The sequence below is a fragment of the Halalkalibacter sp. HAAS-P013 genome, from assembly GCF_056619925.1.
On record NZ_JBWQTU010000002.1, the window covers coordinates 1 to 23,387 of the forward strand.

Consider the following 23,387-nt stretch of genomic DNA (forward strand, 5'->3'; position numbering starts at 1 on the left):
TCCTTCTTTATCCGCACCAGGCAATGGAAGCATAAACGGATTGGATCCCGTTGCAAAAATCAATTTATCATAGGAACGTTCTACCCCGTTTTGGCTCACGACGACTTGTTTCTCTGTATTTACGTTAATAACCGGGTCACCTGTCAAAAGTTCAATTTGATTTTCTTCATACCAGCTGTACTCATTTAAAACGATATCATCGACCGTTGTATCCCCTTGAAGAACAGACGATAACAAGATTCGGTTATAATTTGGATGCGGCTCTTCCCCAAAGACAGTAATGTCAAAACGATCGCTGTCGTTTTTTAAAATTTCCTCAATCGTACGAATTCCGGCCATTCCGTTTCCTATTAGCACTAGTTTCTCTCTCATTTTCCCATCCTCCTAATGATAACTACTTAATTGAAGCTATTGACTTCCTAACTAGAACTTCTTTTTTCTCTTCTTTCTCCACTGTTTGCGGGCTGATGATCCAGTACAAGCAGCCAACGAAAATCGTCCCACCAACAATATTCCCTAACGTTACTGGAATTAAATTGCTAAAGTAACCAGCTAACGTGACCGTTTCAGGACTTGGATGAATGAGAGCCAACCCAAATATCGCCATATTTGCTATACTATGTTCATAGCCTGAAATAATAAATGTAAGTAAGATCCACGTAATCATCATGATTTTCGCGGCATCATTTTGGGTTCGTAGCGTACACCAGATTGCTAGACAGACTAACCAGTTACAAAGAATGCCACGAAAGAAAATCTCTGACGTGCTTAAGCTCATCTTATTAGCGGCTACTGTCATTAAAAAGTGGTCGCTAGCAATATTAGAGAATACCCCTGAGAAAAAAATTAGGACACAAAACAAAGAAGCACCCATAAAATTACCGAGGTAACACCAAGCCCAGTTTTGTGCTGTGTCTTTCCACGTTGTCGCTTTAGATAACGTACTCACAGTAAAGATCATATTGTTACCAGTAAAAAGCTCTGCCCCCGCAAAAATAATTAATACTAAGGCAATACCAAACGATAAACCTAATAAAAGCGACGCTAACGGAGGGGATAACTCCGAAAACGATCCTCCCAATGAAAAACTCAATACAACCGCTAGTCCGACATACGCCCCAGCTAAACAAGCTGAAACTAAATATCTCACCAAGCTTTTATCCAATAGTTCTCTCTTCGCTACGGCCATATTGTTTAACTTATCAATCGTATCTTTATACATACAGTCTCCCTTTCTTCATTTTTACGAGCAGGCAAAAGCTCCTAAAAAATCATGTCTCTCTCCTATGAAATAACCTATATTTCAAATACATGTTTCATCGTATACTACCTAATTGCTATCATGTTGTGGTTTGTCATGTTTTCTTACAAACTTTTCGAAAAAATCCCTTATTTACGCCAGTTCTCCTCTGTGAGTGAGTCGTGTTTTATCTCAACCTACAGTACAAACTCAGTGGACTTCTATTAAAAAAATGAAGGTGCACATTACATTCGATTGTGCACCTTTATCTAAAACATATACTCATTTTTTTATTGAAAGAAGATGGTAAAGGTAAGAACCAATAATGTGAAAACCCCTGGATTTTTAAGCTTTTTCGTTTTCATACTCATTACCTCCTTAGTGCTAACTCGTTTTGTTACATTCATCTTAACAGCATACATTTGACCTGTAAGTATTTTGGTGAGGTAACCTCACAAAGAAAATATGTATTTTAAATATATGTTATATCATTCCTCTATCTCCAAATAATAACGGGCCCTCCTCCCATTACATCCAATAACATAAGGAGTTCTTGCTCTTTATTCCCATATAAATTATGTCTATATTTCAAAAGATGCATTTTAAATATTGCTTTTTACTGAAAACGCAACCATAATAAAACATATATTTCAAATACATCTTTTATAAAAAATGGAGGAATTCCCTATGACAACAAAATTATTAGATTCCAAAACAATCGATATTATTAAATCAACCGTTCCAGTTTTAGCGGAACATGGCACGGCAATCACTTCGCGTTTCTATCAAATGATGTTTACAAATCATCCAGAGTTATTACATATTTTTAATCATGTGAATCAAAAACAAGGGAAACAGCAGCAAGCGCTCGCTAATACGGTATATGCGGCAGCACAATATATTGATCAGCTAGAAACGATTCTCCCAGCGGTAAAACAAATCGCACACAAACACCGCAGCCTAGGGGTCAAAGCAGAACACTATCCAATTGTCGGAGAACATCTATTATTAGCGATTAAAGATGTGTTAGGTGATGCGGCAACGGATGAGATCATCCATGCATGGGGTGAAGCATATGGAGTCATTGCTGATGTCTTTATTTCTGTAGAGCAAGAAATGTATAATGAGGCAGCTACGAAACCAGGTGGTTGGGACGGTTTCCGCGAGTTTACGATCACTAAAAAAGAAAAAGAAAGTGATGTTATTACATCGTTCTATTTAAAACCGAAAGACGGAGGCAGTCTCTCCAACTTCCAACCAGGACAATATATAACGGTAAAAGCAATCATTGATGGAGAAGCGTATACGCATTTACGCCAATATAGTTTATCAGACGCACCAGGTGGAGAATACTATCGTATTAGTGTAAAACGGGAAGATGAAAAAGAAGATATTCCAGCTGGCATCGTTTCAAACTTCCTACACCATCAAGTTTCTGAAGGAGACACGATCGAAATTACAGCACCTGCTGGAGATTTTGTCTTACAAACAAATGAAAATCGACCTGTCGTCTTATTAAGCGGCGGGGTTGGTCAAACTCCAATGATCAGTATGCTAAAAACACTAGCAAGTCAACAACCAACTAGAGACGTAACATATGTCCATGCTGCTATTAACAGTACGTATCACGCATTTCATGAGGAAATTGCTCGTATCGCTAGCGAGCATGAAAATATTAACTATTTTGTAAGTTACGAATCACCGACTGCAGAAGACCAACAGGCAAAGAACTATCAAAAAGAGGGGCATATCGATCTTCCTTGGTTACAATCTATTTTAAAGAACAACGAAGCCGATTTTTATTTCTGTGGACCCGTTCCTTTCATGAAAGCAATGAACCAAGCATTAAAGGAATGGAATGTACCTGATGAGCGAATTCATTTTGAATTTTTTGGACCTAAAGGCAGCTTAGAGGTATAAGACTAAAAAGATATGTCTTCTTTTCTAAAAGTCGAGCAATTGAGCTCGGCTTTTTAGTGTTATGAAATGATATGTACCTTTTTACGAAAGCAAGGTTATGCTATACTGAGCAAATTAACATTTCATTCAATTTACTGGAGGCAAGCATGCTATCATTTGAAGAAAAACTATCGATTATTACTGAATCTTTTCCTGAATTAGAAAGAAAAAATGTTTCATTAGGAAGAGTCAACTTTCACTACAATGAAAGTTCGTACGACCAGAAGAATGTAGTATATCATCTACACCCTAACGGAAATGGCTTTGTGTATGCTGGGAATATGACAGGTTATCAAACGAATGATAAAGGGATGGTAAACATCCGCGACTTTACTGAAAAGGCCCTTCGTTCTACAATACGAAAATCGATTCTCTCTCTCACTCCAAAGGAGGGCGAACTAGATAATCGTGAACCAAAAGAGGAAGTATGGATCAATGATAATACAGTGACACTTACTTTGCTAAAAGAAGAAGATATGTGGAATGTGTACGCGGATGAGAATTTAGACGGGACATTTCATTCATATAAACAAGCAGCCCACTACTTAGAAGAAGAAGGATTTTCACGTATTTAAATAGGACAGGAAAAGGGTTATTTAAATTTTCATTAGGCGTTTGATACATTTTATGTTATGCTTCATGTAACCATTTTCCACTTGTGTCATATTGTTTTTTTTCGAGGCTGACTGTCTATAGTCAGCCTTTTTGCTTTTGGCTACCTTTTTTCACTCCACAAAAAAAGGACTCTACTAAAGAGTCCTTTTTTTCATTCATTAAGCTTTGTTTACATTAACAGCTTGAGGTCCACGTTGACCTTGCTCTACGTCGAATGTAACTGCTTGACCTTCATCTAAAGATTTAAATCCTTCGCCTTGGATAGCTGAGAAATGTACGAATACATCATCTCCACCTTCAACTTCGATGAAACCGAATCCTTTTTCTGCGTTAAACCATTTTACTGTACCTTGTTGCATGTGCGTTTCCTCCTGTGTGGATCTTATCCACGTTTTAATACTATCATTGCTCAAGTTTAGATATCAAAGGCGAAAAGTTTAAATACTTTATCATTCCCGACATTTCGAACAAAAATAATTCTAGTTAAGCGTAACAGATAAAGTCTAGAAAAGCAAATGGAAGTTAATCCCCAGAGGTCCTTTTTGGTATTTTTGTTTTAATAACACCATTTTTCAAAAGAATAACACCTCTATAAAAATCGCTTTATCCCTTGCAAAACACATGTTCAAGCAATCGCCTATTATTTAAACCAGCCTTTTTCTCTAAACTTAGAGATAGCTTCAATTCTGTTTCCAACTTCTAGTTTATCCAAAATAACCGAAATATAATTACGAACCGTACCATTTGTTAGGGAAAGTTCTTTTGCAATTTCACTCGTACTTTTCCCATCAGAAATCAATTCCATAACTTGCATTTCACGATTTGTAAGTGGATTTTTATTATCAAATGCTAAATCGACTAATTCTGGAGCATACACACGTCGCCCATCCATAATGACTCGTATTGAGTTTGCTAATTCATCACTAGGACTATCTTTTAACAAATAACCACGTACATCAGCATTTCGTGCACGTTCAAAGTAACCTGCACGAGCAAAAGTCGTTAATATAATCACTTTACAAGGTTGGTCAATAAGCTCCTCAGCCGCATCGAGACCGCTCTTTACTGGCATTTCAATATCCATAATACAGATTTCAGGGTTATGCTCCTTAACTAAAGACAAAGCTTCTTCCCCGTTCCTCGCTTCACCCACCACTTCCATGTCTTCTTCTAAATTAAGTAAAGAACTAAGAGCCCCGAGCAACATCCGTTGATCTTCGGCAATGACGATACGAATCATGTTAATCCCCCCTAGTTGTTTGCTTAATCACATTTGGTACGCGGATATCAACCGTTACCCCATCCGATTCCTCAATGTTCAAGCTTCCATTAACAAATTCCAAACGCTCTCTAATACCACGAAGTCCGTTCCCTTCGAAATCATCGTCTCTACTTGAGAAGCCAATGCCATTATCTTGTACAATGATTTGCAGTTCCTCATCTTGCTCCTTAATCACTACTTTACAAGTCGTTGCCTGACTATGCTTGATCACATTCGTTACAGCCTCTTTCAAACACATTGTTACTACATTTTCTATTAATAAAGGAGTATTCTTCAGGATGGCATTTCCTTCAAATATAAATTCCATGTTTGCAGCTTTTAGGATTTGCTGAATATAGACGAGTTCATCTTTTAACTTTACACCGCGCATATCCGACACCATTTCACGCACTTCTTTTAAAGCCGTTCTCGCTGTTTGATTAATATCACTCATTTCAGCTTTTGCTGCATCAGGATTGATCTCAGCTAACTTTCTAGCTAGATCACTTTTCAAGCCAATTAGAGATAATTTTTGGCCAAGTGTATCGTGTAAATCACGCGCAATCCGCTGACGCTCTTCTGCAACCTTCAATTCAGAAATTTTTTTATTTGCATCTTCTAATTGTCCCTCTAATTTCTCACGCTTGTTTCTATGGTACGAAGTGATTGGCAGGAGTATCACACCGATGACTGAAATAATAATAAAAGGAAGCTGAGTAAAAAATAATTCAGTTTGTGTAAAAAAACTGAAACAGACTGCACTAATCGTCGTTAAAAGATGAATGATATACATCATAACAAAACCGATTTTACTCTGAATGTTTCCAATAAAAAAGGCTAAGAAAAGCGCAAAATAAACATAGCCGTAAAATAAAGTCATACCAATGCTAATTGCCATCTCAATTGAGACCCAGAAATAAACAAGTCTTCCTTTTGATATAAATGAAAGACGGTACGAAAGAAAAAATACTAAAATCATTACAATACCGAAAATAATCTCTAATGCAGAAGATAACCTAAAGATAAAATAAAAAGGCAATAGACAAAAGATAATCCAAATATAAACGCTTAAGCCTGTATTTTTCGGGAAGATATTATACCAATTTTGCATGATTAACCCCTCTCTTTCTTTTTGTTAGGAGCATCAATTTTATAATACTTATCATACAATAAGAACTGATCATACTGCAGAGAAAAACCCTTCAATATTAACATGAACGGTTTTTCTCATAGCTATTTATGATTTTCCTTGAAGACTAACTTGCTTATTCTTAATTTGTACGTTAGACCTTGATTTAGGCATAAGGTGCTTCACCTGTTTGAAACTAACAAATGTCTTGCTAGCTTCGTCATAAAGACGAAAACGGATAGATTGTAAACTAGAACCCATTGTAATCGTTGTTGCTTTTTGTAATGGCGGGGTTGTTTCATGTACTTTTTCCAAGTTATAATTTGGAACTCTTGGGCTCAGATGATGAACGTGGTGATAACCAATATTACCTGTCACCCACTGCAATACTTTAGGAAGCTTGTAATATGAACTTCCATCAATAGCCGCTTTAACATAGTCCCACTCTTTTTCATCTTCAAAGTAAGAATCTTCAAATTGATGCTGCACATAAAACAACCAAATTCCTAATGCTCCTGCCACAAAAAGGATCGGTCCTTGAATAAGTAGAAACGCCTGCCAACCAATTATCCAGATCATTAGTGAATAAAGAGCAACAATTGAAACGTTAATGACATGCGTATTCATTCTTTCTTTTTTTCTTGCGTCTTTACGGTTGAAACGATTTGTAATAAAAAACAAGTAAATCGGACCAAGTCCAAACATAACAAGTGGATTACGGTATAGTCTGTATGACAACCTTTCTTTAAATGATGCAGTCACATATTCATCTACCGTCATAATCCACACATCACCAATACCACGCTTATTTAGATTTCCACTAGTTGCATGGTGAATCGAATGCTCTCGCTTCCACTTTTCAAAAGGAAACATCGTAATAACACCTGTAATGGTCCCAAGTATACTGTTAACCTTCTTATTTTTAAAGAACGACCCATGACAACAATCATGGAAAATAATAAATATTCGAACGACAAATCCCGCAGCTACAACCGCTAAGGCAATTGTTAGCCATATTGAGACCGACAAGCTCTGATACGCTAGAAACCATAATAAGAAGAACGGCGGTACTGTGTTTATTAATTGTTTAATACTCGATTTCACGTCTGATTTTTCAAATGGTACAATACTTTTTTTAAGTTGTGTTAATTTGTGATTACTCATAACTTCCCCCTTGAAAGGCTCTATTTAATTGATATCGGAGAACTAATACCTCTATCATAATAGAAAGCCATTGTCTCAAGAAGTCATGAACGTCAAGTAACAAATATGACATTTGTCATACTTGTCCGTTTCCTACAAGAATTTAACGAGTTTGAACAAGGTTAGGATTCTTATAATTATAGTCTTTTATCTCAAAGACAAAAAAGTCTCCCACACCAAAGCAATAGTGTAGGAGGACTGTTCATTTGAATTCAAACAACCTGTTATAAATAATCGACAGAACTCTCTTTTTTCGGCTTAAGAAAATTTAACCAACTCGGAAGCTTTGACTTTGCTGCCGCTGTCTCTCGATAGGCTTGTACAAATTCCTGAAAATAAACTTCTCTTTCTTCAAGTTTTTGTTGGATAAATAACTTCTCCTCTTCTTCTCGGTGAATGTCTTGCCTTAGTCGCGTTAATTCTTCTTTTGTGCTTTCAACTGTATCTACAATGGTGTGGGAATACGATTGAATAAGTGATTTTGTCTTGCTATGTCCTGCATTCATTTCACTTTTTACTTCTTCTTTTACTTCTTGAATAAATTCTTCCTTTAGTCCTGAAATAGATTCCGTTAGTTCTTGAATGTTACCAATCGTCTCATTTTGTAATGATACTATAACATCATAATCATGAGGGTCTTCGTTTGGTTCATCAGCCTCAACAGCGATATTCGTATTAAGAATAAAATTCACATTTTCCTCATTGATATTATTATCTTTTAAGATTTTTATTTTTTTTAACATCTCGATGTCATATTCCGTATACAGTCTCGCTCCTGTTTTCGTTCTTTGCACATAGAGAGCATTGGGAAAAATCTCTTCCCATTCTCTCAGTTTCCCTACTGGTATTTTTAAGTACTTAGAAACTTCCTTAATCGTATATTTCTTTTGACTGTTCTCCATACTCTCACCTCTTTAATAATATGTTTGTAGTACATATTAGATACGAGTATGACTATTTTCCTCCTACTTGACAAATGTTCTAAAAAAAAGTTGTTATTCGGCAATAAGTGTTGTGTTTTGATGCTTTCTTTCAGTTTAAATCGAGCTTTTCCTTGCACTAGAGAATGATACAAATCGATATGCCTATACTACTAACGACTACAAATGAAGGAGTGACTTTTATGAATGTAAAATCAGGCACGTATGGTATAAACGCACCCTTATTTGGGAAACTGCCCGACTTATGTTTATACTAGAACAACTGCGATAACCGAATCATTATTGGTGGTCTCGATGAAAACACGATATACCCAAAAGTACGAGACAGCAAATTAATACATAAAAAAGACAAACTCATTGATGAATTTCACAAGCTCTTCCCAGACATCGAGGTGCGACCTGATTATTATTTAGTCGCCTTTTATGGCGGAACCATTGATGGACTTCCAATTATCGGAAAATAAAAAGATGCACCAAACAGTTATTTTGTATTTGGCTTCGGTGATAACGGCACCGTGTACAGTCAAATCCTTACCAAACTAATCGTTGAAGAGATTGGGAACGGAAAAAGTCCCGACATAGCCTATTATTTACAGGATCGACCATTGTTAAAGAAATCTTGAATATGTCCGTAGCTTCTTCACAATTAAATACTTTTAAAACATAACTAAAAAACCTCTACTACAGTGCAAATGCATGCAGTAGAGGTCCTTATTACCCCATACGCAAAAAAATAAATGAAAAGATATAAACAATCTAAAAAATGCGGCAAGGTTCCGCATTTTGGGCAACCAATTTTTATGTAGTTTTTACCCAATCATAATAAGACCCACTACCGTTGCAGCCACCACAGTGATAATAAGAGGAATTGAACACGTACACTTCCGTTCCTAACATGTTAAATCCTCTCCCTTGGCATTCAGGGCATGTTCCCTGTGATTTGCAGAGCTCAATTCTTCTTTCATTCCTCTTTTCGATCCAATATCCAAAAACATTCAATATCCCCATTATTTCTCACCTCAAAAGTAAGTATTCCTAAAAGAGAAGGAGATATTCATCATAATTGGGTTGGATCTTATTTTTATAACTTAGAATACAAAGGGAATATGTATATTACTAGAGATAACTACTTATTTACTTGCCATACTCACCTTTTACGCAACAAACACCAGATCCCCTACCACAAAAAAGAAAGCTGCCCTCAAGGCAGCTTCAATTTTATTTCTGAGCTTGTAGTTCACTCACCGACTGTTTTAACTCATGCTTTATTGTAGCTTGAGCAGCAGCAAGGCGTGCGAGCGGTACACGATATGGTGAACAACTAACATAATCTAACCCTACTGAATGGCAAAATTCGATTGAATGTTTCTCTCCACCGTGTTCTCCACAAATTCCTGTCTTTAACCCTGGCTTCGTCCCTCTACCAAGCTTCACACCTGTTTCCACTAACTTCCCTACACCTTCTTGGTCAAGAGTTGCGAATGGATTTTCTGGCAAAACCCTGTTTTCAATGTATGCTTGAAGGAATTTTCCTTCTGCATCATCACGACTGTAACCGAATGTAGATTGCGTTAAATCATTTGTTCCGAATGAGAAAAAGTCTGCTTCTTCAGCAATTTGGTCCGCTGTTAATGCGGCACGTGGAACTTCAATCATTGTCCCTACTAGATAATCGAATGTCTTTCCTGTTTCTTCTTCCACTTGCACACCCGCATTGATGACCAACTGACGCATTTCCTTTAACTCATTTACATGGCCGACTAATGGAATCATGATTTCTGGCTTTACATCGATGCCTTTATCCATTCCTTTTGCAATCGCATAGAAGATTGCTTTTGCCTGCATAACGTAGATTTCGGGATACGTCATTCCAAGTCGGCACCCGCGAAGACCTAACATTGGATTAAATTCATCTAACTGACGCACTTTTCGCAGGAGATATTCCTTCTCTCTCAACTCTTCCGAATCTGGTTTCGTCATTTGTAATTTTGTTACTTCAACGAGTAGCTCCTCTTTATCTGGTAAGAATTCATGAAGAGGAGGATCCAACAAACGAATCGTAACAGGGCGATCTTCCATCGCCTCAAAAATCCCTTCAAAATCCTCTTGTTGCATTGGCAACAGCTTACTTAAAGCAACTTCACGCTGTTCGTAAGTTTCAGCAAGAATCATTTCTTGCACAATCGGAATTCGATTTGCATCCATAAACATATGCTCCGTCCGGCATAATCCGATTCCGCCTGCACCAAATTCAACTGCTTTTTGAGCATCCTCTGGATTATCCGCGTTTGCTCTGACCCCTAATTTTCTCTCTTGATCTGCCCACGTTAATAGTAATTGAAATTCTTCTGATAGCTGCGGAGCAATCATTGGAATTTCACCTAAGAAAATTTCACCTGTAGACCCGTCGATCGTGATGACATCCCCTTGTCTCACAATTGTTTCTCCGACTTTAAACTGCTTTCCTTTTAAGTCGATCTTGACAGATTCAGAGCCGCAAATACAAGCTTTACCCATTCCTCTTGCAACGACTGCTGCGTGGCTCGTCATCCCACCTCGGCTCGTAACAGTGGCTTGTGCTGCGACAATTCCATGAATATCATCAGGTGTTGTTTCTGGGCGGACTAAGATCACCTTTTTCTCTTCTTTTCCTAAACGTTCAGCGTCATCTGCATCAAATACGACTTGGCCTGTAGCAGCCCCAGGTGAGGCTGGAAGACCTTTCGCTAGTGGATTCCGCACATATGAATCATCAATGCGACTGTGAAGTAGCTGATTCAATTGATCTGGATCAACCCGCAAAATCGCTTCTTTTTTACTAATAATCTTTTCTTCTACTAAATCAACGGCTATTTTGATAGCCGCTTGAGCGGTTCTTTTTCCAATTCTTGTTTGAAGAATGAATAGTTCTCCTCGTTCGACGGTGAATTCAATGTCTTGCATGTCTTGATAGTGCTTTTCAAGAAGGTTGCACGTATCCACAAATTTCTGGTACACGTCTGGCATTTCCTGCTTGAGAGTAACGATTGGCTGTGGTGTACGAATCCCGGCAACCACATCCTCTCCCTGAGCATTGATTAAATATTCACCATACAGTTTCGACTCCCCTGTCGAAGGATTCCGTGTAAAGGCTACACCCGTACCCGAATCATCACCCATGTTTCCAAACACCATGCTTTGAATGTTGACAGCGGTTCCAAGATGACCAGGAATTTTTTGAAGACGACGGTAAACAATTGCCCGTTGATTATTCCAAGAATCAAATACTGCACTAATAGAAAGGAACAATTGCTCTTTAGGGTCTTCTGGGAATGAACTTTTTGTATGATTCTTCACAAGTTTTTTGTAGCCTTGAATCACTTCTTTCCAATCATCAGCTGACATTTCAGGATCGGTCTCGTATCCTTTTTCTTCCCTTATTTCTTCAAGTAATTGCTCGAAATAAAAGCCATCCACTTTTAAGACAACATCACTAAACATTTGGATAAATCTGCGGTAAGAGTCATACGCAAACCTTGGGTTGTTCGTAAGCTTTGCCATTCCTTCAACCGTTTCATCGTTCATTCCAAGATTTAAAACCGTGTCCATCATTCCTGGCATTGAATGAACCGCACCTGAACGAACAGAAACAAGCAATGGATTTTTTGGATCTCCTAGTTTCTTCCCTGTTTTTTCTTCAAGGTTAGTTAGTGCTTCTAACACTTGTCGCTCCATTGCATCAGAAATTGATTTTCCTGCATCATAATATGCATTACAAGCCTCTGTCGAAATGGTGAATCCATAAGGAACAGGCAACCCAATGCGAGTCATCTCTGCTAAGTTTGCTCCCTTTCCACCTAAAAGTTCCTTTTTATCGCCACTTCCTTGATCAAACATATAAACAAATTTATTCACGATTTCCTACCCCTCTCTTTTTCAACATGGCTAATAATAAATCAGCCGTCTCTTCAACAGCTTTGTCTGAGACATTAATAATGGGACATCCAATACGTTTCATTATTTTTTCAGCGTATTCTAGCTCTTCTAGGATCCGGTCTAAATCGGCATATTTTGCTACCGACAGACCTAAGTTCTTCAAACGTTGTTTGCGAATTTCATTTAACTTATCTGGTGTAATAACTAGACCAACACATTTATTTCTTGAAACTTTAAAAAGCTCATCGGGTGGACGCACTTCTGGTACTAGTGGAACATTGGCTACTTTGTAACGCTTATGTGCCAAATACATAGACAATGGCGTCTTTGAAGTTCGAGAAACTCCTATTAGTACTATATCTGCACGTTCAATTCCTCGTACATCTTGCCCATCATCATACTTAACAGCGAACTCAACAGCTTCCACCCTCCGGAAATAGTTGGCATCCAACTTCCTTATCAACCTTGGCTGACGTTTCGGGAGCTTATTGAACTTTTGAGAAAAGGCTTCCATAAGTGGACTCATCAAATCAATTGCTAAAATTCCTTCCTCTTCCGCCCTTTTATCTAAGTATTCTTTCAAAGTAGGAATAACAAGTGTATAGGCGATAATCGAGTTCGTACCTTTAGAAACATAAATGACATGCTCGAGATCTTTGATTTCCTCCACGTTGGAAACATGCTCAATTTCAACTTCTCCCCCATTAAATTGAGATGCGACGGCTTTCACCATCAACTCAGCCGTTTCACCAACTGAGTCAGAAACGACATAGACAACTTCCTTCTCTCTCACTTCGATTCCCCTTTACCTTTTTCATTTGACAGCATTTTTCATGAAAATGTCTTGGTCATTTCATGATGGCACTACTATGTACCACATTGTTTGACTATCAGGCCCCACCTACAAAACTTGTTTTTATGGATATATCAGGTTGATAGTCTACTAGTATTCAAACTCATATGTGACATACTATTTAATGATATAACGCCAATGTGTTATACACTAAATTAAATAGTATGTTACCATTGATCATGTTTCGTTACAACCCCTTTTTTCCATTTAAATCAATAAAGAGTCAGAAATTTCATTAAATTGTTTATTTTATAAGCGATAACAAAAAAAGTTTGCCAAAAAAGTTAGCAAACTACATATTTTATTGCTTTTTTCTTATGTCTATTTGGTGGTCAACCTGGGGACAAGCACATTTTTATAATCCGCACCCTATTCATTATACTTGTCCAGTTCAACTCTACTAAACTTGAATAAGCTATTAATGAAACACATAGAAAGGAGGAAAATAAAATGGCTGAAAAGAAAATTGAACCAAAAATCACAGTAGAATTAGCCAAAAAGCTCTTAAATGACAAAAGTGTATATTTAACAGAAGAAGGTAGACGACGTTTAGAAGAAATTGTAAATAACGAAGAATATTATAATAACCAAATTATTCACTAGTTTCAGAACACGTATCTAGGACGGATGGTTAGATGAAATGAGAGGAACAGAAAAAAATAATGTAAGAAAAATCTGAATGAAAAAGTTCCTAGAAAAAGGTTCTTGCCTCACTGCTTTATGTATCTTAATGGGACAAGAACCTTTTTCTTTCTATTTAATATGTATAACTGTTCAACTAGTTGAAGACATTTCTATTAACGTTAATTATAATGGAAAGCATTGATACAATTACACTAGTAAATGGATGGTTATTACGAGCGGTTCTCTACTTACATAGACAACTATTCATAACAAGGGAGTTTTAGAGTATGAACACAAAAGCTTTTTCCATGGCCCTTATTACTATTATTATTTGGGGCTCTACTTTTGCTGCGATTCGTGCTAGTTTACATGGAGGTTACGAGCCTGGTCACTTAGTATTGGTTCGCTACTTGATTGCCTCTAGTTTATTTATCGCTTACGCCTTATGGCCTGGGAGTAAATTTCGCTTACCTCACAAAGAAGACATCATAAGGATTTTTATACTCGGTTTTATAGGAATAAGTGTATATCATATTGGGGTTACTTTTGGTGAAATGACCATCACTGCAGGTGAAGCAGGAATGCTCATTGGCTCAGCACCTATCTTCACAGCGATCATAGCTATTCTTGTATTAAAGGAGCGCTTAAGCTCATTCGGATGGATTGGATTAGGGGTTGGTTTTATAGGGATTCTTCTCATAACATTAGGTTCTGCAGGTCCATCTCTGACAATCTCTACAGGCGCTTTCTTAGTATTGATGGCTGCCATTGCAACATCGATTTTTTTCGTTTTTCAAAAACAGCTGCTAGAGCGCTATAACCCTATTGAATTAACAGCTTACTTTACATGGGCAGGTACGATTCCATTTTTCATTTTTTCTCCCGGTGTATTTACGTCTATTCAGAACGCAACACTAGAAGCGAATTTATCTGCTCTTTATGTTGGAATTTTTCCAGCTGCGATCGCTTATGTCACTTGGGCCATTGCCCTATCTTTAGGGAATGCAAGCTCTGTGACGAGTATGATGTATCTCGAACCAGCAGTTGCTGTTCTCGTTGCTTGGGTCTGGCTTAAGGAATTACCGACAACTCTTTCACTTATTGGAGGCGCAATTGCACTTCTAGGTGTATTGATCGTGAATGGATTAGGGAGAAAACGTGATATCTCTTATGAGAAAGCCTCTTAGGCAAGGTGCAAAAGCTCCTTGCCTTGTATCTTACAATATAAAAGTAACCATAATATACAACCCCGTCGTTATCCCGGCTGCGATCAACGCAGGTTTCAATTTATATTTTGCATACTCTATTACAGAAAGGCCCAAGATCTTTGCAATTGTATTTGTGTCATCACTTAAAGGTGACGCAAAAGCTCCAAACGCCCCACTAGCAAACACAGCCCCAATGACTAAAGGCAGCGAAACATCACCAACTAGCGCTAGCGATATCCCAAGAGGCATCAAAATCCCCCATGTTCCCCACGCAGAACCAATAAAATACGAAACCGCTGCTCCAAACACGAAGATAAGGGGTGCAATAAACATTTGTGGAATCCAGCCTGAATGAGCTGTAACAAACGCTGAGAATCCTAAGTCATCTGTAATAGACGAGAGTCCCCACACGATTGATAACAACAAAATAACTGACATTAATTCGTTTCCTCCTGCAATAAAACCATCAATCAGCTCACTTAGTTTAAAACGTTGAACCAAATAAAAGCCAATCGAAAGCAAGACCGTAATCAGAAGAGCGACAACCATTGCATCTAATACATCAGCTTCAATAAAAGCCTCAAAAAAACCAAACCCTTTGACGTGACCATCCCACCACGTTAAAAATAACGTCAAACTAATAACCAAAATCAATGGCAGTAGCAAATTCATCGGTTTAATCGGTAGCTCTTTTGAGACCCCAGGGTGACAGTCATGCCAATCATCTTCCTCTTCTACCGTCTCTTCATTAATTTGCATAGGAGCTGTTGATTTCTTTTTTGAATGATGAAAGAAACTTAAGTACACACCTAATAAAATGGTAACGATTGAAAAGAAATTAAACGGAATGCTTTGAATGAACAACGAGTAAGGGTCTAGTTCTAAACCTTGATTTTCGGTCGCTATTTGAATGATCGACACCATATAACCGACGAAAGCCGTTGCAACAGGAATTAACACAATTATCGGTGTTGCTGTCGTTTCAATCACAAAACCAAGTTCAGCTGTTGTCATTTTTACTTTTTTCAAAAGAGCTCTCATTATTGGAGCAATTGTAACAAATCGAAAGGTTGGAGCCGCAAATGTTCCAATTGTAGATACATACGTTAAAATAAGTGCTTGTTTTCTCGTTTGAATTTTTTCTGCTGCCTTCTCAACAAATCCTCTAATCCCACCTGTCATTTTAATCATGCCAACCAACCCCGAAAAGGCATATAAAAAGACAACAATTTTGATATTATTTGTATCAATTAATGCCTGGACAACATAAACGAACATTGTTTGTATACCACCGAGAATTGAAGGATCCAAAATATAGGATCCCACTAGCAAGCCTAAAAAAAGAGCTGGAAGTACTTGCTTTGTGTAAATAGCTACGGGAATTACCACTAAAAACGGGACGATCGAAAGCCAGCTTGATTCCATCTCTATCACCTATCTTAAATTAATTCTAAAGTTTTTACTGTTTTAGAATGTGATGGAGTTTGGAATTTATACTAAAAGCTGGATTATTCATGTTGAAGTTTTTACAACGTACGTCAGCTCTTTTAAATTGAAAGTTGCACGCGCCTATAAAAATTCCTGTATACTGTACATACTAATAACAAATCACAAGCGAGAGGATCATGTTCATGTCTACCGAAAAACCAAGAAAAAAAATCAGCCTGCAAGATGCCATTAAACAACAACTTGAAAATAAAAAGAAACAAACGACTACCAATAGACCTTCAAACAATCCATACCAATCAACTAAACAAATGAAGAGTCAACAAACAAAAAAACAAAACAATCAACGAAAAAGAACTGGGGTTTAGTCTAATCAAAAAGTGACAAATGAATATAAAAATCAGCCATACCCCTATATGAGGAGTATGGCTGTGATTTTGATATCAACTATTCCCGCTACACGACTTCATTAGTTCCACTTTTATCTGGTATTGTTACGACAAATGTGGAACCGACTCCCTCTTCACTAAGGACGTCAATTGAGTATTGATGAATCCGTAAGATTTTTTTCACAATGGATAAACCAAGACCATTGCCATCAATAGAGTTTCCTCTTGCTTTGTCAACTTTATAAAATCGATCAAATAAATATGGAATTGCTTCTTTTGCGATTCCTTTACCATCATCTTTAACGCTCACTGAAACACCTTGATCTCCTCTTTTTAACTCAATGTGAATTGACCCATTTTGAGGAGAATATTTGATAGCATTTGTAATGAGGTTTAGCCAAACCTGTTCCATTAAATCTTGGTCTGCCAACACTTCAATAGGCTCTAATTCTAAATGAATTTGTAGCTCTCTTTTTTTCCATTGAGGTTCCGTTCCTAACACCGTTCTTCTTATTTGTTCATCTAATTGGTACCATTCTGGACGATATGGATGATGCTCAGAATCTAAAGATGCAAGTCTTAATAAATTTTCACTTAGCCTAGAAAGCCGGTCGGTCTCGTGATAGATAATATCCAAGTATTCTTTTTGATTCTGTGTTGGTATCACTTCATCTCTTATCGCTTTCGTAAAGCCTCTAATTGATGTGAGCGGCGACTGGATTTCATGCGACACACTGCTAACAAAGTCATCACGCATTTGATCGATCTTCTCGACCTCTGTTGCCATATGATTAAAGCTAGTAATTAGTTCACCAATCTCATCTTTATTTTTGCTTTTTATACGTACAGAGAAATTCCCTTTTGCCATCTCTTTTGCAGCATGTGTAAGCATTTTAATAGGGTTAACCAGATGACGAGAAGCTAAAAAAATTAGCAAGCTGCCTACAAGTAATACCAAAATAAGAGAAATGTTGATAATCCCTCTAATACCCTTCATCTCTTCTTCTGAATTTATATAAACAAACAAGGCATATGGTTCATTCATGATTTCTACTTGGAATCCGGCTCCCTTTGTAACGTCGCCTCTTCTATGAGAGAGAGTCATAGGCACCTGTCCATCTGACTGAAACACACTCGCAATATCTTCATCGGAAATAACAAACGGCGTATGCTGTTCCAGTAAAGGAACACCCTCTTCATCCATAATCATAATGTCGAAATGATAAGATTCTAATGTTTTTGCCATTTCGGGCAGTTTTTCTGGGTCCGCTAATTCAATTATTTCCGCTACACGCGATGTAATATTTACAACTTCTCTCTCAAGAAAAAAGAAAGCGGTAATGAAGTATGAAGTTGCTATACTGATGATTACTACTCCGATAAAGGTTGCTACGATCCTTACATAAAGACTTTTTCTAAGCACTCAAATCTCCTCCAACCGATACCCTAACCCCCTGATGGTAGTGATCGTTATATCCTTAAAAGGAACCAATTGTTCTCGTAATCGTTTAATATGTACATCAACCGTCCTTTCATCACCTTCATAATTAAATCCCCATATCTTTTCAATCAATTGTGTACGGGTAAAGATCTTTCCAGGTGAATTAGCTAGCATATACAGTAATTCACATTCCTTTTTCTTTAAGTATACGGATGAATCATTACATTGAATCAAATGTTTTTCTAAATCGATCGTTGTTTCACCAATGGTCACTATCTTATCTATCGTGACATGATATCGTTTTAAAAGAGCCTTTACTCTTAAGATTAATTCTACCGGATCAAAGGGCTTTACTAAATAATCATCCGTACCAGCATTAAACCCCTTCACCTTATCCTGCGATTCCCCTTTTGCTGTTACCATTAAAATCGGGATGTTTAAAAATGAGCGAATATCTGTCGTTAATTCAATCCCATCAATATGCGGCATCATTACATCAACAATAGCTAAGTCGACCTGTTCATGTGATAGCAACTCTAGTGCTTCTTTTCCATCTGATGCTTCAAGTACACTAAATTGACTATTTTCAAGATATACTCTTATTAATTTTCGAATATGTGAATCGTCATCAACTACGAGAATCTTATTCATTTGATCTCAACTCCGATTAAATAATTTGGAAAAGGTGAAAACTAGCCTAAACCTTACATCTAACAGTCTTGCCATTACTGCCTCTTTTCCTGTTACCTTTCTTTTGCTATTCGTTCTGCTATTCATATTAGGTTGTAAAGCTTGAAAAAATCCTAGGTTTACTATTGTTATATATAGTTTAACAAGCTTTTATGAACTGAGTATGAATTTTCACATTGGAACAATTAGAACCTCTGCTATGAAACCACAAAGGAGCAAGTCTACTTCAATGTTCTCCCAACTATCTAGCAGTAGGCCCACTAACCTCACACAATTTAATATGAAGGAATAAATGCAAAAAAACAACTCCGCCAAAGCGGAGCTGTTTTTATAAATATTCTTTTAAAACACTATTAATCAATAACCTTCCAGAAAGCAGGTTTCACTCTGTAGTTTTCGTCAAATAGAAACGGTGCATCAATTCCTACTCCATCATTATACTCTTCTGCACGGTCATCTAACCACGTATGGTTATCAGCAATTCCCCAGAATGTGACACTGCTGATGTCTACCTTTAAATCTTCATATAAGTTAAAAATTTGTTCGTAACGGTCAGCCTGAGCTTGGATTCGTACTTCTTCAATCGCATCATAAGATGTATAGGCAGGTCTTGGCGGCCAGCCATAAAGACTAACGTCCAGTTCTGTTACTTGGTTATCTAGCCCTAAATCAGCAAACATTTTAAAAGACTCTTCCATTTCATCAAGTGTTGGCCAGCCAATTTGAATATGTGCCTGATGTCCAACTCCGTCAATTGGTACCCCATCTTCTGTTAATTCTTTCACTAGATTATAAAGATTATCCCTTTTTGGAGTGACTTCGGTGTTGTAATCATTAATATAAAGCATCGCGTCTTCGCCTGCATATTTTCTAGCAGTTTCAAAGGCGACCCTTATGTATTCATCACCTGTAATTTGATACCAAACCGATTCACGAAGTCCTCTATCATCCGTATTGCCATCAGCAATTGCTTCATTGACAACATCCCAAGAATCCACATCATCCTTGTAACGTTCTACAACCGTTTTAATATGTGTTTCCAAACGCTCTAATAATAGTGCTTTGTTAGCCTCTTTCTTTTCTTCATCTGTTGCATCTACCATCGGATTTCCATCTTCATCTAGGAAGAACCAATCTGGTACTTGATTATGCCATACGAGTGTATGAAAACGTAAGTTCATATCATTTTTGCGAGCAAATTCAACAATTTTATCGGCTCCTTCCCAGTCCCACTTTCCTTCCTCTGGCTGAAGAGAAACCGGCTTCATTGCATTTTCTGCAACGATACTATTGTAATGATGCTTTAAGATTTTTCCCTGTCTCCCGTTTAATTGATACGGCTCAACCGCTGCACCAATATCGAAAGCGCTCTCATACCTGTCAGCTAAAGAAGCAACTTGCCAAGCATGTGGTTGCACATTACCATTTCCCTTCTGATTTTCTCCAAATACCCCTTTATGTCCATTTCCTTGAGCAGCGACACTTCCAATTCCGCCTGTTAACACAAGTGATAAAGCTAACCCTGCAATGATCGGTTTTTTAAGAACTTTAAGCATGTTAAAATCTCCTTTTCATAGATTAAAATTTTTAAAAATGCAAAAGTATCTCACTAACCTCCTTTTTTTACAAAATGGACGCCTGCAGACAGTAAATAAGTAAGGGTTTACATTATTAAATTAATCTCTTACTGCAAGCTTTCTAACTTGAACTCATTATAGCAAGCTTAACTTAGTTTATCTACTGCACTAACTAAGTTTATTTAAAATGATAGATTCGTATTGGTATATATAACCTATTACGGTAGTTCAAATAACAAATTCTCTCAACTAAAGGCTCACAACCTAAAAAAAGCACCTCACCCTAGTCACTAAAATAGTCCTAGGTGAGGCAACTGTTAAAATTACCATTGTTGCTATAAACTAAGCTAGCTGCTGCTCTGCAAACTCTTTATATAACACATGTGATTTAATTAATTCATCATGTGTACCAATCCCTGTAACCTCACCATTTTCAATAAAAACAATTTTATCGGCATCCACAATTGTAGACAAGCGGTGGGCAATGACAAACGTGGTTCTCCCTTCCATGAGACGTGTTAGAGCTTGTTGAACAACACTTTCTGACTGGCTATCTAGACTGGCCGTCGCTTCATCCATCATAAGAATTTTAGGGTTTCTTAAAAAGGCACGAGCAATAGCAATGCGTTGCCGTTGGCCTCCAGATAGCTTCACGCCTCGTTCTCCTACTTTTGTATCTAGCCCCTCAGGGAAAGAATGGATAAATTGATCAGCATAAGCCATTTTGGCTACGTCCCACAATTGCTCATCTGTAATTTCTTCTTTATTTTCTAAACCGTAACATAAATTTTCACGAATGGTCCCAGCCATCATTGCACTTTCTTGAGAAACGTAACCAATCTGATTCCGCCATGAAAATAGCGAGATTTCCTTAATTGGTACGTTTCCAATTCGTATCACTCCAGAAGTAGGCTCATAAAATCGTTCTATCAAACCAAACATCGTCGTTTTTCCGCCACCACTCGGACCTGCAAAAGCGATCATCTCACCAGGTGCAGCATCAAATGATACACCTCTTAATACTGGCTCATTCTTATCATAAGAAAAAGTCACGTCCGAAACATAGATAGACTCATTTTTAATATCTATATCTATCCCATCATTTTCTTCTTCTGACTCAAGTTCAAGTATATCGATGATACGCTCGGTTGCTCCTTTTGCTTTCTGAAGCTCTGTAAAAAACCTCGCAAAAGATGTAAGTGGCATGATGATTTGAAATAAGTAAAGCAAGAAGGCTACGAGTGAACCCGTTGTCATCGTCCCATTTGCTACGCGAATCCCACCGTACCCAATAATCATCACAATGACAGCCATTACAACAACGTACATGAGCGGTGCAATAACAGCAAAGATTCGTGCTTCCTTTAAACCATACTTGTATAATTGATCTATTCCGGAAAATCCATTCTTCTCTTCGACACGCTCTGCATTTGAAGCTTTCATTAAGCGAATTTCACTTAATGTCTGTTGAATGTTTCCAGAAAATACTGCTGTTTCATCTTGTAATCCACGTGAAATCTTGGCCATTCTCCTGCCTAAAGGAATCATAATAGCAATTGTGAATGGGACTGAAGTCAACATAAGTAATGTCATTTTCCAATCCATTATTGTAAGTATGGATACAGCACCTATAATCGAAATAATTCCTGTTACAAATTGAGGAAAGTGACCTGAGATTAACTGCCTAATAATACTTGTATCATTGACGACCCGGCTAACAGACTCACCACTCGAGTGATTATCAAAATATGTTACAGGCAGACATAGCAGCTTCACCCAAATTATTTCACGTAATCTCGCTACCACCTTTTGACCGACTGCACTAAGCAAATAAATTGATAAACCATTCAAAATAGCTTGGACAAGGAAGGCTAGTCCAATCGCGAACATGATTGAAATACTTAATACTTCTACAGAAAATCCATCAACTAATTCCCTTGTTAAAAGCGGAACGATCAAGCCGGCTAGCGTTGTGATAATACTCGCTATTAAGCCAATTATCAATCCAGTCTTTGGAATCTTCGTTGATAAAACAAGGGATAGGAACGGCTTAAGGCCGCTCTTTTTTTCGTTCATATGTTAATCTCCTTCTTACCAATACTTATACTTGCCGTTTATCTACACTTACTCGCCGTAACTACACCTTTACTAGCCACAACCAGAAAATCGACAAAAAAAGGTCAATGCAGCCAAAAGGCTTCATTGACCTTTTCCTCATTATATCCCCAATCGAAACGCCTTCACAATCACTCCATCATTCGCAGGCTCAAAATCATGGTCAGGCAATCGTTCAAACCCCATTCGGCCATATAACTTGATAGCACCTTCCATAAAGTCTGCCGTATGTAATCCAATTGCATCATAGCCTTTTGCTTTCGTTCGTTCAATGCATTCAGTAAGCAAGGCATGTGCTACCCCTTTTCCTCGTGCTTCTTTCGTAACCGCTAGAAGTCGAATTTCTGAGTAATCTAATTCATCAACCTGCCCCTCGTAGGCATCTGATTTAGGAGGAAAGAGTGCAACACTTCCTACAATACCTCCTTCTATTTCGGCAACAATGAGTTCTACACCAGATTGCTCATCTGCTTCTGAAGAGATTGCTTGTTTAAGAGCCTGCCAGTGTTCCTCTGATACGACTTTTGCATGTTCACTATAAGCCTCGATTCGCTGCGTTCGAATATACTGTGCTTCATCTGAAAGAGCATTACGTATTTTCATTAAATCAACTCCTTATTATGTACTCAATATATCACCATATAAGATCATTTCACATAAAAACGCCCTCTAGTAGCAAATACTAGGGGCTAGCATAATGATCTTATTCAAACAAACAACCATTAGCCCAAAATTCAAAAATTCCAGGCAGGTGCCCACCCATTTCATTCATTCAAACATA

The 23,387-nt window shown here is 37.6% G+C and carries 20 protein-coding genes and 1 pseudogene; 6 read left to right on the forward strand and 15 right to left on the reverse strand.

From position 1 onward, the window contains the following. Both AC1FXP_RS03930 and AC1FXP_RS03935 read right to left on the reverse strand, forming a co-directional pair. Positions 1-372, reverse strand: a 372-nt coding sequence (locus tag AC1FXP_RS03930; protein WP_480058892.1) for an FAD-dependent oxidoreductase, incomplete at its 3' end; no start/stop codon positions are given. Positions 373-394: 22 nt separating this feature from the next. Next, positions 395-1,222, reverse strand: a complete 828-nt coding sequence (locus AC1FXP_RS03935; RefSeq protein WP_480058893.1) for a formate/nitrite transporter family protein — start codon at positions 1,220-1,222, stop codon at positions 395-397. Between the two features lie 705 nt (positions 1,223-1,927). Here AC1FXP_RS03935 and hmpA point away from each other — a divergent pair. Both hmpA and AC1FXP_RS03945 read left to right on the forward strand, forming a co-directional pair. Then, entirely contained in the window at positions 1,928-3,160 is a 1,233-nt protein-coding gene (gene hmpA / locus AC1FXP_RS03940) for an NO-inducible flavohemoprotein (RefSeq protein ID WP_480058894.1), read from the forward strand. Positions 3,161-3,306: 146 nt separating this feature from the next. Further along, a complete protein-coding gene (locus AC1FXP_RS03945) occupies positions 3,307-3,774 on the forward strand; it encodes a hypothetical protein (RefSeq protein ID WP_480058895.1) in 468 nt (155 codons plus the stop codon). A 198-nt stretch (positions 3,775-3,972) separates the two neighbouring features. On the opposite strand, the gene AC1FXP_RS03950 is transcribed toward AC1FXP_RS03945, so the two are convergent. From AC1FXP_RS03950 to AC1FXP_RS03970, 5 genes are all read right to left on the reverse strand, one after another. After that, a complete protein-coding gene (locus AC1FXP_RS03950) occupies positions 3,973-4,173 on the reverse strand; it encodes a cold-shock protein (protein WP_250098647.1) in 201 nt (66 codons plus the stop codon). Between the two features lie 281 nt (positions 4,174-4,454). Beyond that, positions 4,455-5,054: a response regulator gene (locus AC1FXP_RS03955; protein ID WP_480058896.1), complete on the reverse strand. Its 600-nt coding sequence runs from the start codon at positions 5,052-5,054 to the stop codon at positions 4,455-4,457. A gap of 1 nt (position 5,055) precedes the next feature. Further along, positions 5,056-6,186, reverse strand: a complete 1,131-nt coding sequence (locus tag AC1FXP_RS03960; RefSeq protein ID WP_480058897.1) for a histidine kinase — start codon at positions 6,184-6,186, stop codon at positions 5,056-5,058. A 126-nt stretch (positions 6,187-6,312) separates the two neighbouring features. Continuing rightward, a complete protein-coding gene (gene desA, locus AC1FXP_RS03965) occupies positions 6,313-7,368 on the reverse strand; it encodes a Delta(5) desaturase DesA (protein WP_480058898.1) in 1,056 nt (351 codons plus the stop codon). A gap of 263 nt (positions 7,369-7,631) precedes the next feature. Further along, positions 7,632-8,309: a MerR family transcriptional regulator gene (locus AC1FXP_RS03970; RefSeq protein WP_480058899.1), complete on the reverse strand. Its 678-nt coding sequence runs from the start codon at positions 8,307-8,309 to the stop codon at positions 7,632-7,634. 244 nt (positions 8,310-8,553) lie between these two features. Here AC1FXP_RS03970 and AC1FXP_RS03975 point away from each other — a divergent pair. Next, positions 8,554-8,971 (forward strand): annotated as a pseudogene (locus AC1FXP_RS03975) (NAD(P)/FAD-dependent oxidoreductase); the annotation flags it as partial. 595 nt (positions 8,972-9,566) lie between these two features. Here the strand turns inward: AC1FXP_RS03975 and ppdK are convergent. Both ppdK and AC1FXP_RS03985 read right to left on the reverse strand, forming a co-directional pair. Continuing rightward, the gene (gene ppdK / locus AC1FXP_RS03980) at positions 9,567-12,242 is read right to left on the reverse strand and encodes a pyruvate, phosphate dikinase (protein ID WP_480058900.1); all 2,676 of its coding nucleotides are present in this window, start codon (positions 12,240-12,242) and stop codon (positions 9,567-9,569) included. After that, positions 12,235-13,056, reverse strand: coding sequence for a pyruvate, water dikinase regulatory protein (locus AC1FXP_RS03985; protein ID WP_480058901.1), 822 nt, complete (start codon positions 13,054-13,056; stop codon positions 12,235-12,237). The genes ppdK and AC1FXP_RS03985 overlap by 8 nt, the downstream gene beginning before the upstream one ends. 510 nt (positions 13,057-13,566) lie before the next feature. Between AC1FXP_RS03985 and AC1FXP_RS03990 the strand changes: the two genes are divergently transcribed. Together AC1FXP_RS03990 and AC1FXP_RS03995 are read left to right on the forward strand one after the other, a co-directional pair. Then, positions 13,567-13,719: a hypothetical protein gene (locus tag AC1FXP_RS03990; protein WP_480058902.1), complete on the forward strand. Its 153-nt coding sequence runs from the start codon at positions 13,567-13,569 to the stop codon at positions 13,717-13,719. A gap of 308 nt (positions 13,720-14,027) precedes the next feature. Continuing rightward, positions 14,028-14,927, forward strand: coding sequence for a DMT family transporter (locus AC1FXP_RS03995; RefSeq protein WP_480058903.1), 900 nt, complete (start codon positions 14,028-14,030; stop codon positions 14,925-14,927). A 30-nt stretch (positions 14,928-14,957) separates the two neighbouring features. Here the strand turns inward: AC1FXP_RS03995 and AC1FXP_RS04000 are convergent, their stop codons facing one another. Next, entirely contained in the window at positions 14,958-16,373 is a 1,416-nt protein-coding gene (locus AC1FXP_RS04000) for a Na+/H+ antiporter NhaC family protein (RefSeq protein ID WP_480058904.1), read from the reverse strand. A gap of 206 nt (positions 16,374-16,579) precedes the next feature. Between AC1FXP_RS04000 and AC1FXP_RS04005 the strand changes: the two genes are divergently transcribed. Then, positions 16,580-16,762 (forward strand): hypothetical protein, encoded by a 183-nt coding sequence (locus AC1FXP_RS04005; protein WP_480058905.1) that lies wholly within the window; start codon positions 16,580-16,582, stop codon positions 16,760-16,762. Between the two features lie 88 nt (positions 16,763-16,850). On the opposite strand, the gene AC1FXP_RS04010 is transcribed toward AC1FXP_RS04005, so the two are convergent. The 5 genes from AC1FXP_RS04010 to AC1FXP_RS04030 all read right to left on the reverse strand — a co-directional run bounded on the left by AC1FXP_RS04010 (position 16,851) and on the right by AC1FXP_RS04030 (position 23,209). After that, entirely contained in the window at positions 16,851-18,206 is a 1,356-nt protein-coding gene (locus AC1FXP_RS04010; RefSeq protein WP_480058906.1) for a sensor histidine kinase, read from the reverse strand. Continuing rightward, positions 18,207-18,875, reverse strand: coding sequence for a response regulator transcription factor (locus tag AC1FXP_RS04015; protein WP_480058907.1), 669 nt, complete (start codon positions 18,873-18,875; stop codon positions 18,207-18,209). Positions 18,876-19,267: 392 nt separating this feature from the next. Further along, entirely contained in the window at positions 19,268-20,470 is a 1,203-nt protein-coding gene (locus tag AC1FXP_RS04020; RefSeq protein WP_480058908.1) for an endo-1,4-beta-xylanase, read from the reverse strand. A 363-nt stretch (positions 20,471-20,833) separates the two neighbouring features. After that, on the reverse strand, positions 20,834-22,567 hold the full coding sequence (locus AC1FXP_RS04025; protein ID WP_480058909.1) for an ABC transporter ATP-binding protein: 1,734 nt from the start codon (positions 22,565-22,567) through the stop codon (positions 20,834-20,836). A gap of 141 nt (positions 22,568-22,708) precedes the next feature. Next, the gene (locus AC1FXP_RS04030) at positions 22,709-23,209 is read right to left on the reverse strand and encodes a GNAT family N-acetyltransferase (RefSeq protein WP_480058910.1); all 501 of its coding nucleotides are present in this window, start codon (positions 23,207-23,209) and stop codon (positions 22,709-22,711) included. Between the last annotated feature and the right edge of the window lie 178 nt (positions 23,210-23,387).

Excerpts from the sequence above, each read along its gene's own strand:
- AC1FXP_RS03935 (WP_480058893.1), bottom strand. The coding sequence starts at position 1,222 with ATGTATAAAGATACGATTGATAAGTTAAACAATATGGCCGTAGCGAAG.
- hmpA (WP_480058894.1), top strand. The coding sequence starts at position 1,928 with ATGACAACAAAATTATTAGATTCCAAAACAATCGATATTATTAAATCA.
- AC1FXP_RS03945 (WP_480058895.1), top strand. The coding sequence starts at position 3,307 with ATGCTATCATTTGAAGAAAAACTATCGATTATTACTGAATCTTTTCCT.
- AC1FXP_RS03950 (WP_250098647.1), bottom strand. The coding sequence starts at position 4,173 with ATGCAACAAGGTACAGTAAAATGGTTTAACGCAGAAAAAGGATTCGGT.
- AC1FXP_RS03955 (WP_480058896.1), bottom strand. The coding sequence starts at position 5,054 with ATGATTCGTATCGTCATTGCCGAAGATCAACGGATGTTGCTCGGGGCT.
- AC1FXP_RS03960 (WP_480058897.1), bottom strand. The coding sequence starts at position 6,186 with ATGCAAAATTGGTATAATATCTTCCCGAAAAATACAGGCTTAAGCGTT.
- desA (WP_480058898.1), bottom strand. The coding sequence starts at position 7,368 with ATGAGTAATCACAAATTAACACAACTTAAAAAAAGTATTGTACCATTT.
- AC1FXP_RS03970 (WP_480058899.1), bottom strand. The coding sequence starts at position 8,309 with ATGGAGAACAGTCAAAAGAAATATACGATTAAGGAAGTTTCTAAGTAC.
- AC1FXP_RS03990 (WP_480058902.1), top strand. The coding sequence starts at position 13,567 with ATGGCTGAAAAGAAAATTGAACCAAAAATCACAGTAGAATTAGCCAAA.
- AC1FXP_RS03995 (WP_480058903.1), top strand. The coding sequence starts at position 14,028 with ATGAACACAAAAGCTTTTTCCATGGCCCTTATTACTATTATTATTTGG.
- AC1FXP_RS04000 (WP_480058904.1), bottom strand. The coding sequence starts at position 16,373 with ATGGAATCAAGCTGGCTTTCGATCGTCCCGTTTTTAGTGGTAATTCCC.
- AC1FXP_RS04005 (WP_480058905.1), top strand. The coding sequence starts at position 16,580 with ATGTCTACCGAAAAACCAAGAAAAAAAATCAGCCTGCAAGATGCCATT.
- AC1FXP_RS04015 (WP_480058907.1), bottom strand. The coding sequence starts at position 18,875 with ATGAATAAGATTCTCGTAGTTGATGACGATTCACATATTCGAAAATTA.
- AC1FXP_RS04020 (WP_480058908.1), bottom strand. The coding sequence starts at position 20,470 with ATGCTTAAAGTTCTTAAAAAACCGATCATTGCAGGGTTAGCTTTATCA.
- AC1FXP_RS04025 (WP_480058909.1), bottom strand. The coding sequence starts at position 22,567 with ATGAACGAAAAAAAGAGCGGCCTTAAGCCGTTCCTATCCCTTGTTTTA.
- AC1FXP_RS04030 (WP_480058910.1), bottom strand. The coding sequence starts at position 23,209 with ATGAAAATACGTAATGCTCTTTCAGATGAAGCACAGTATATTCGAACG.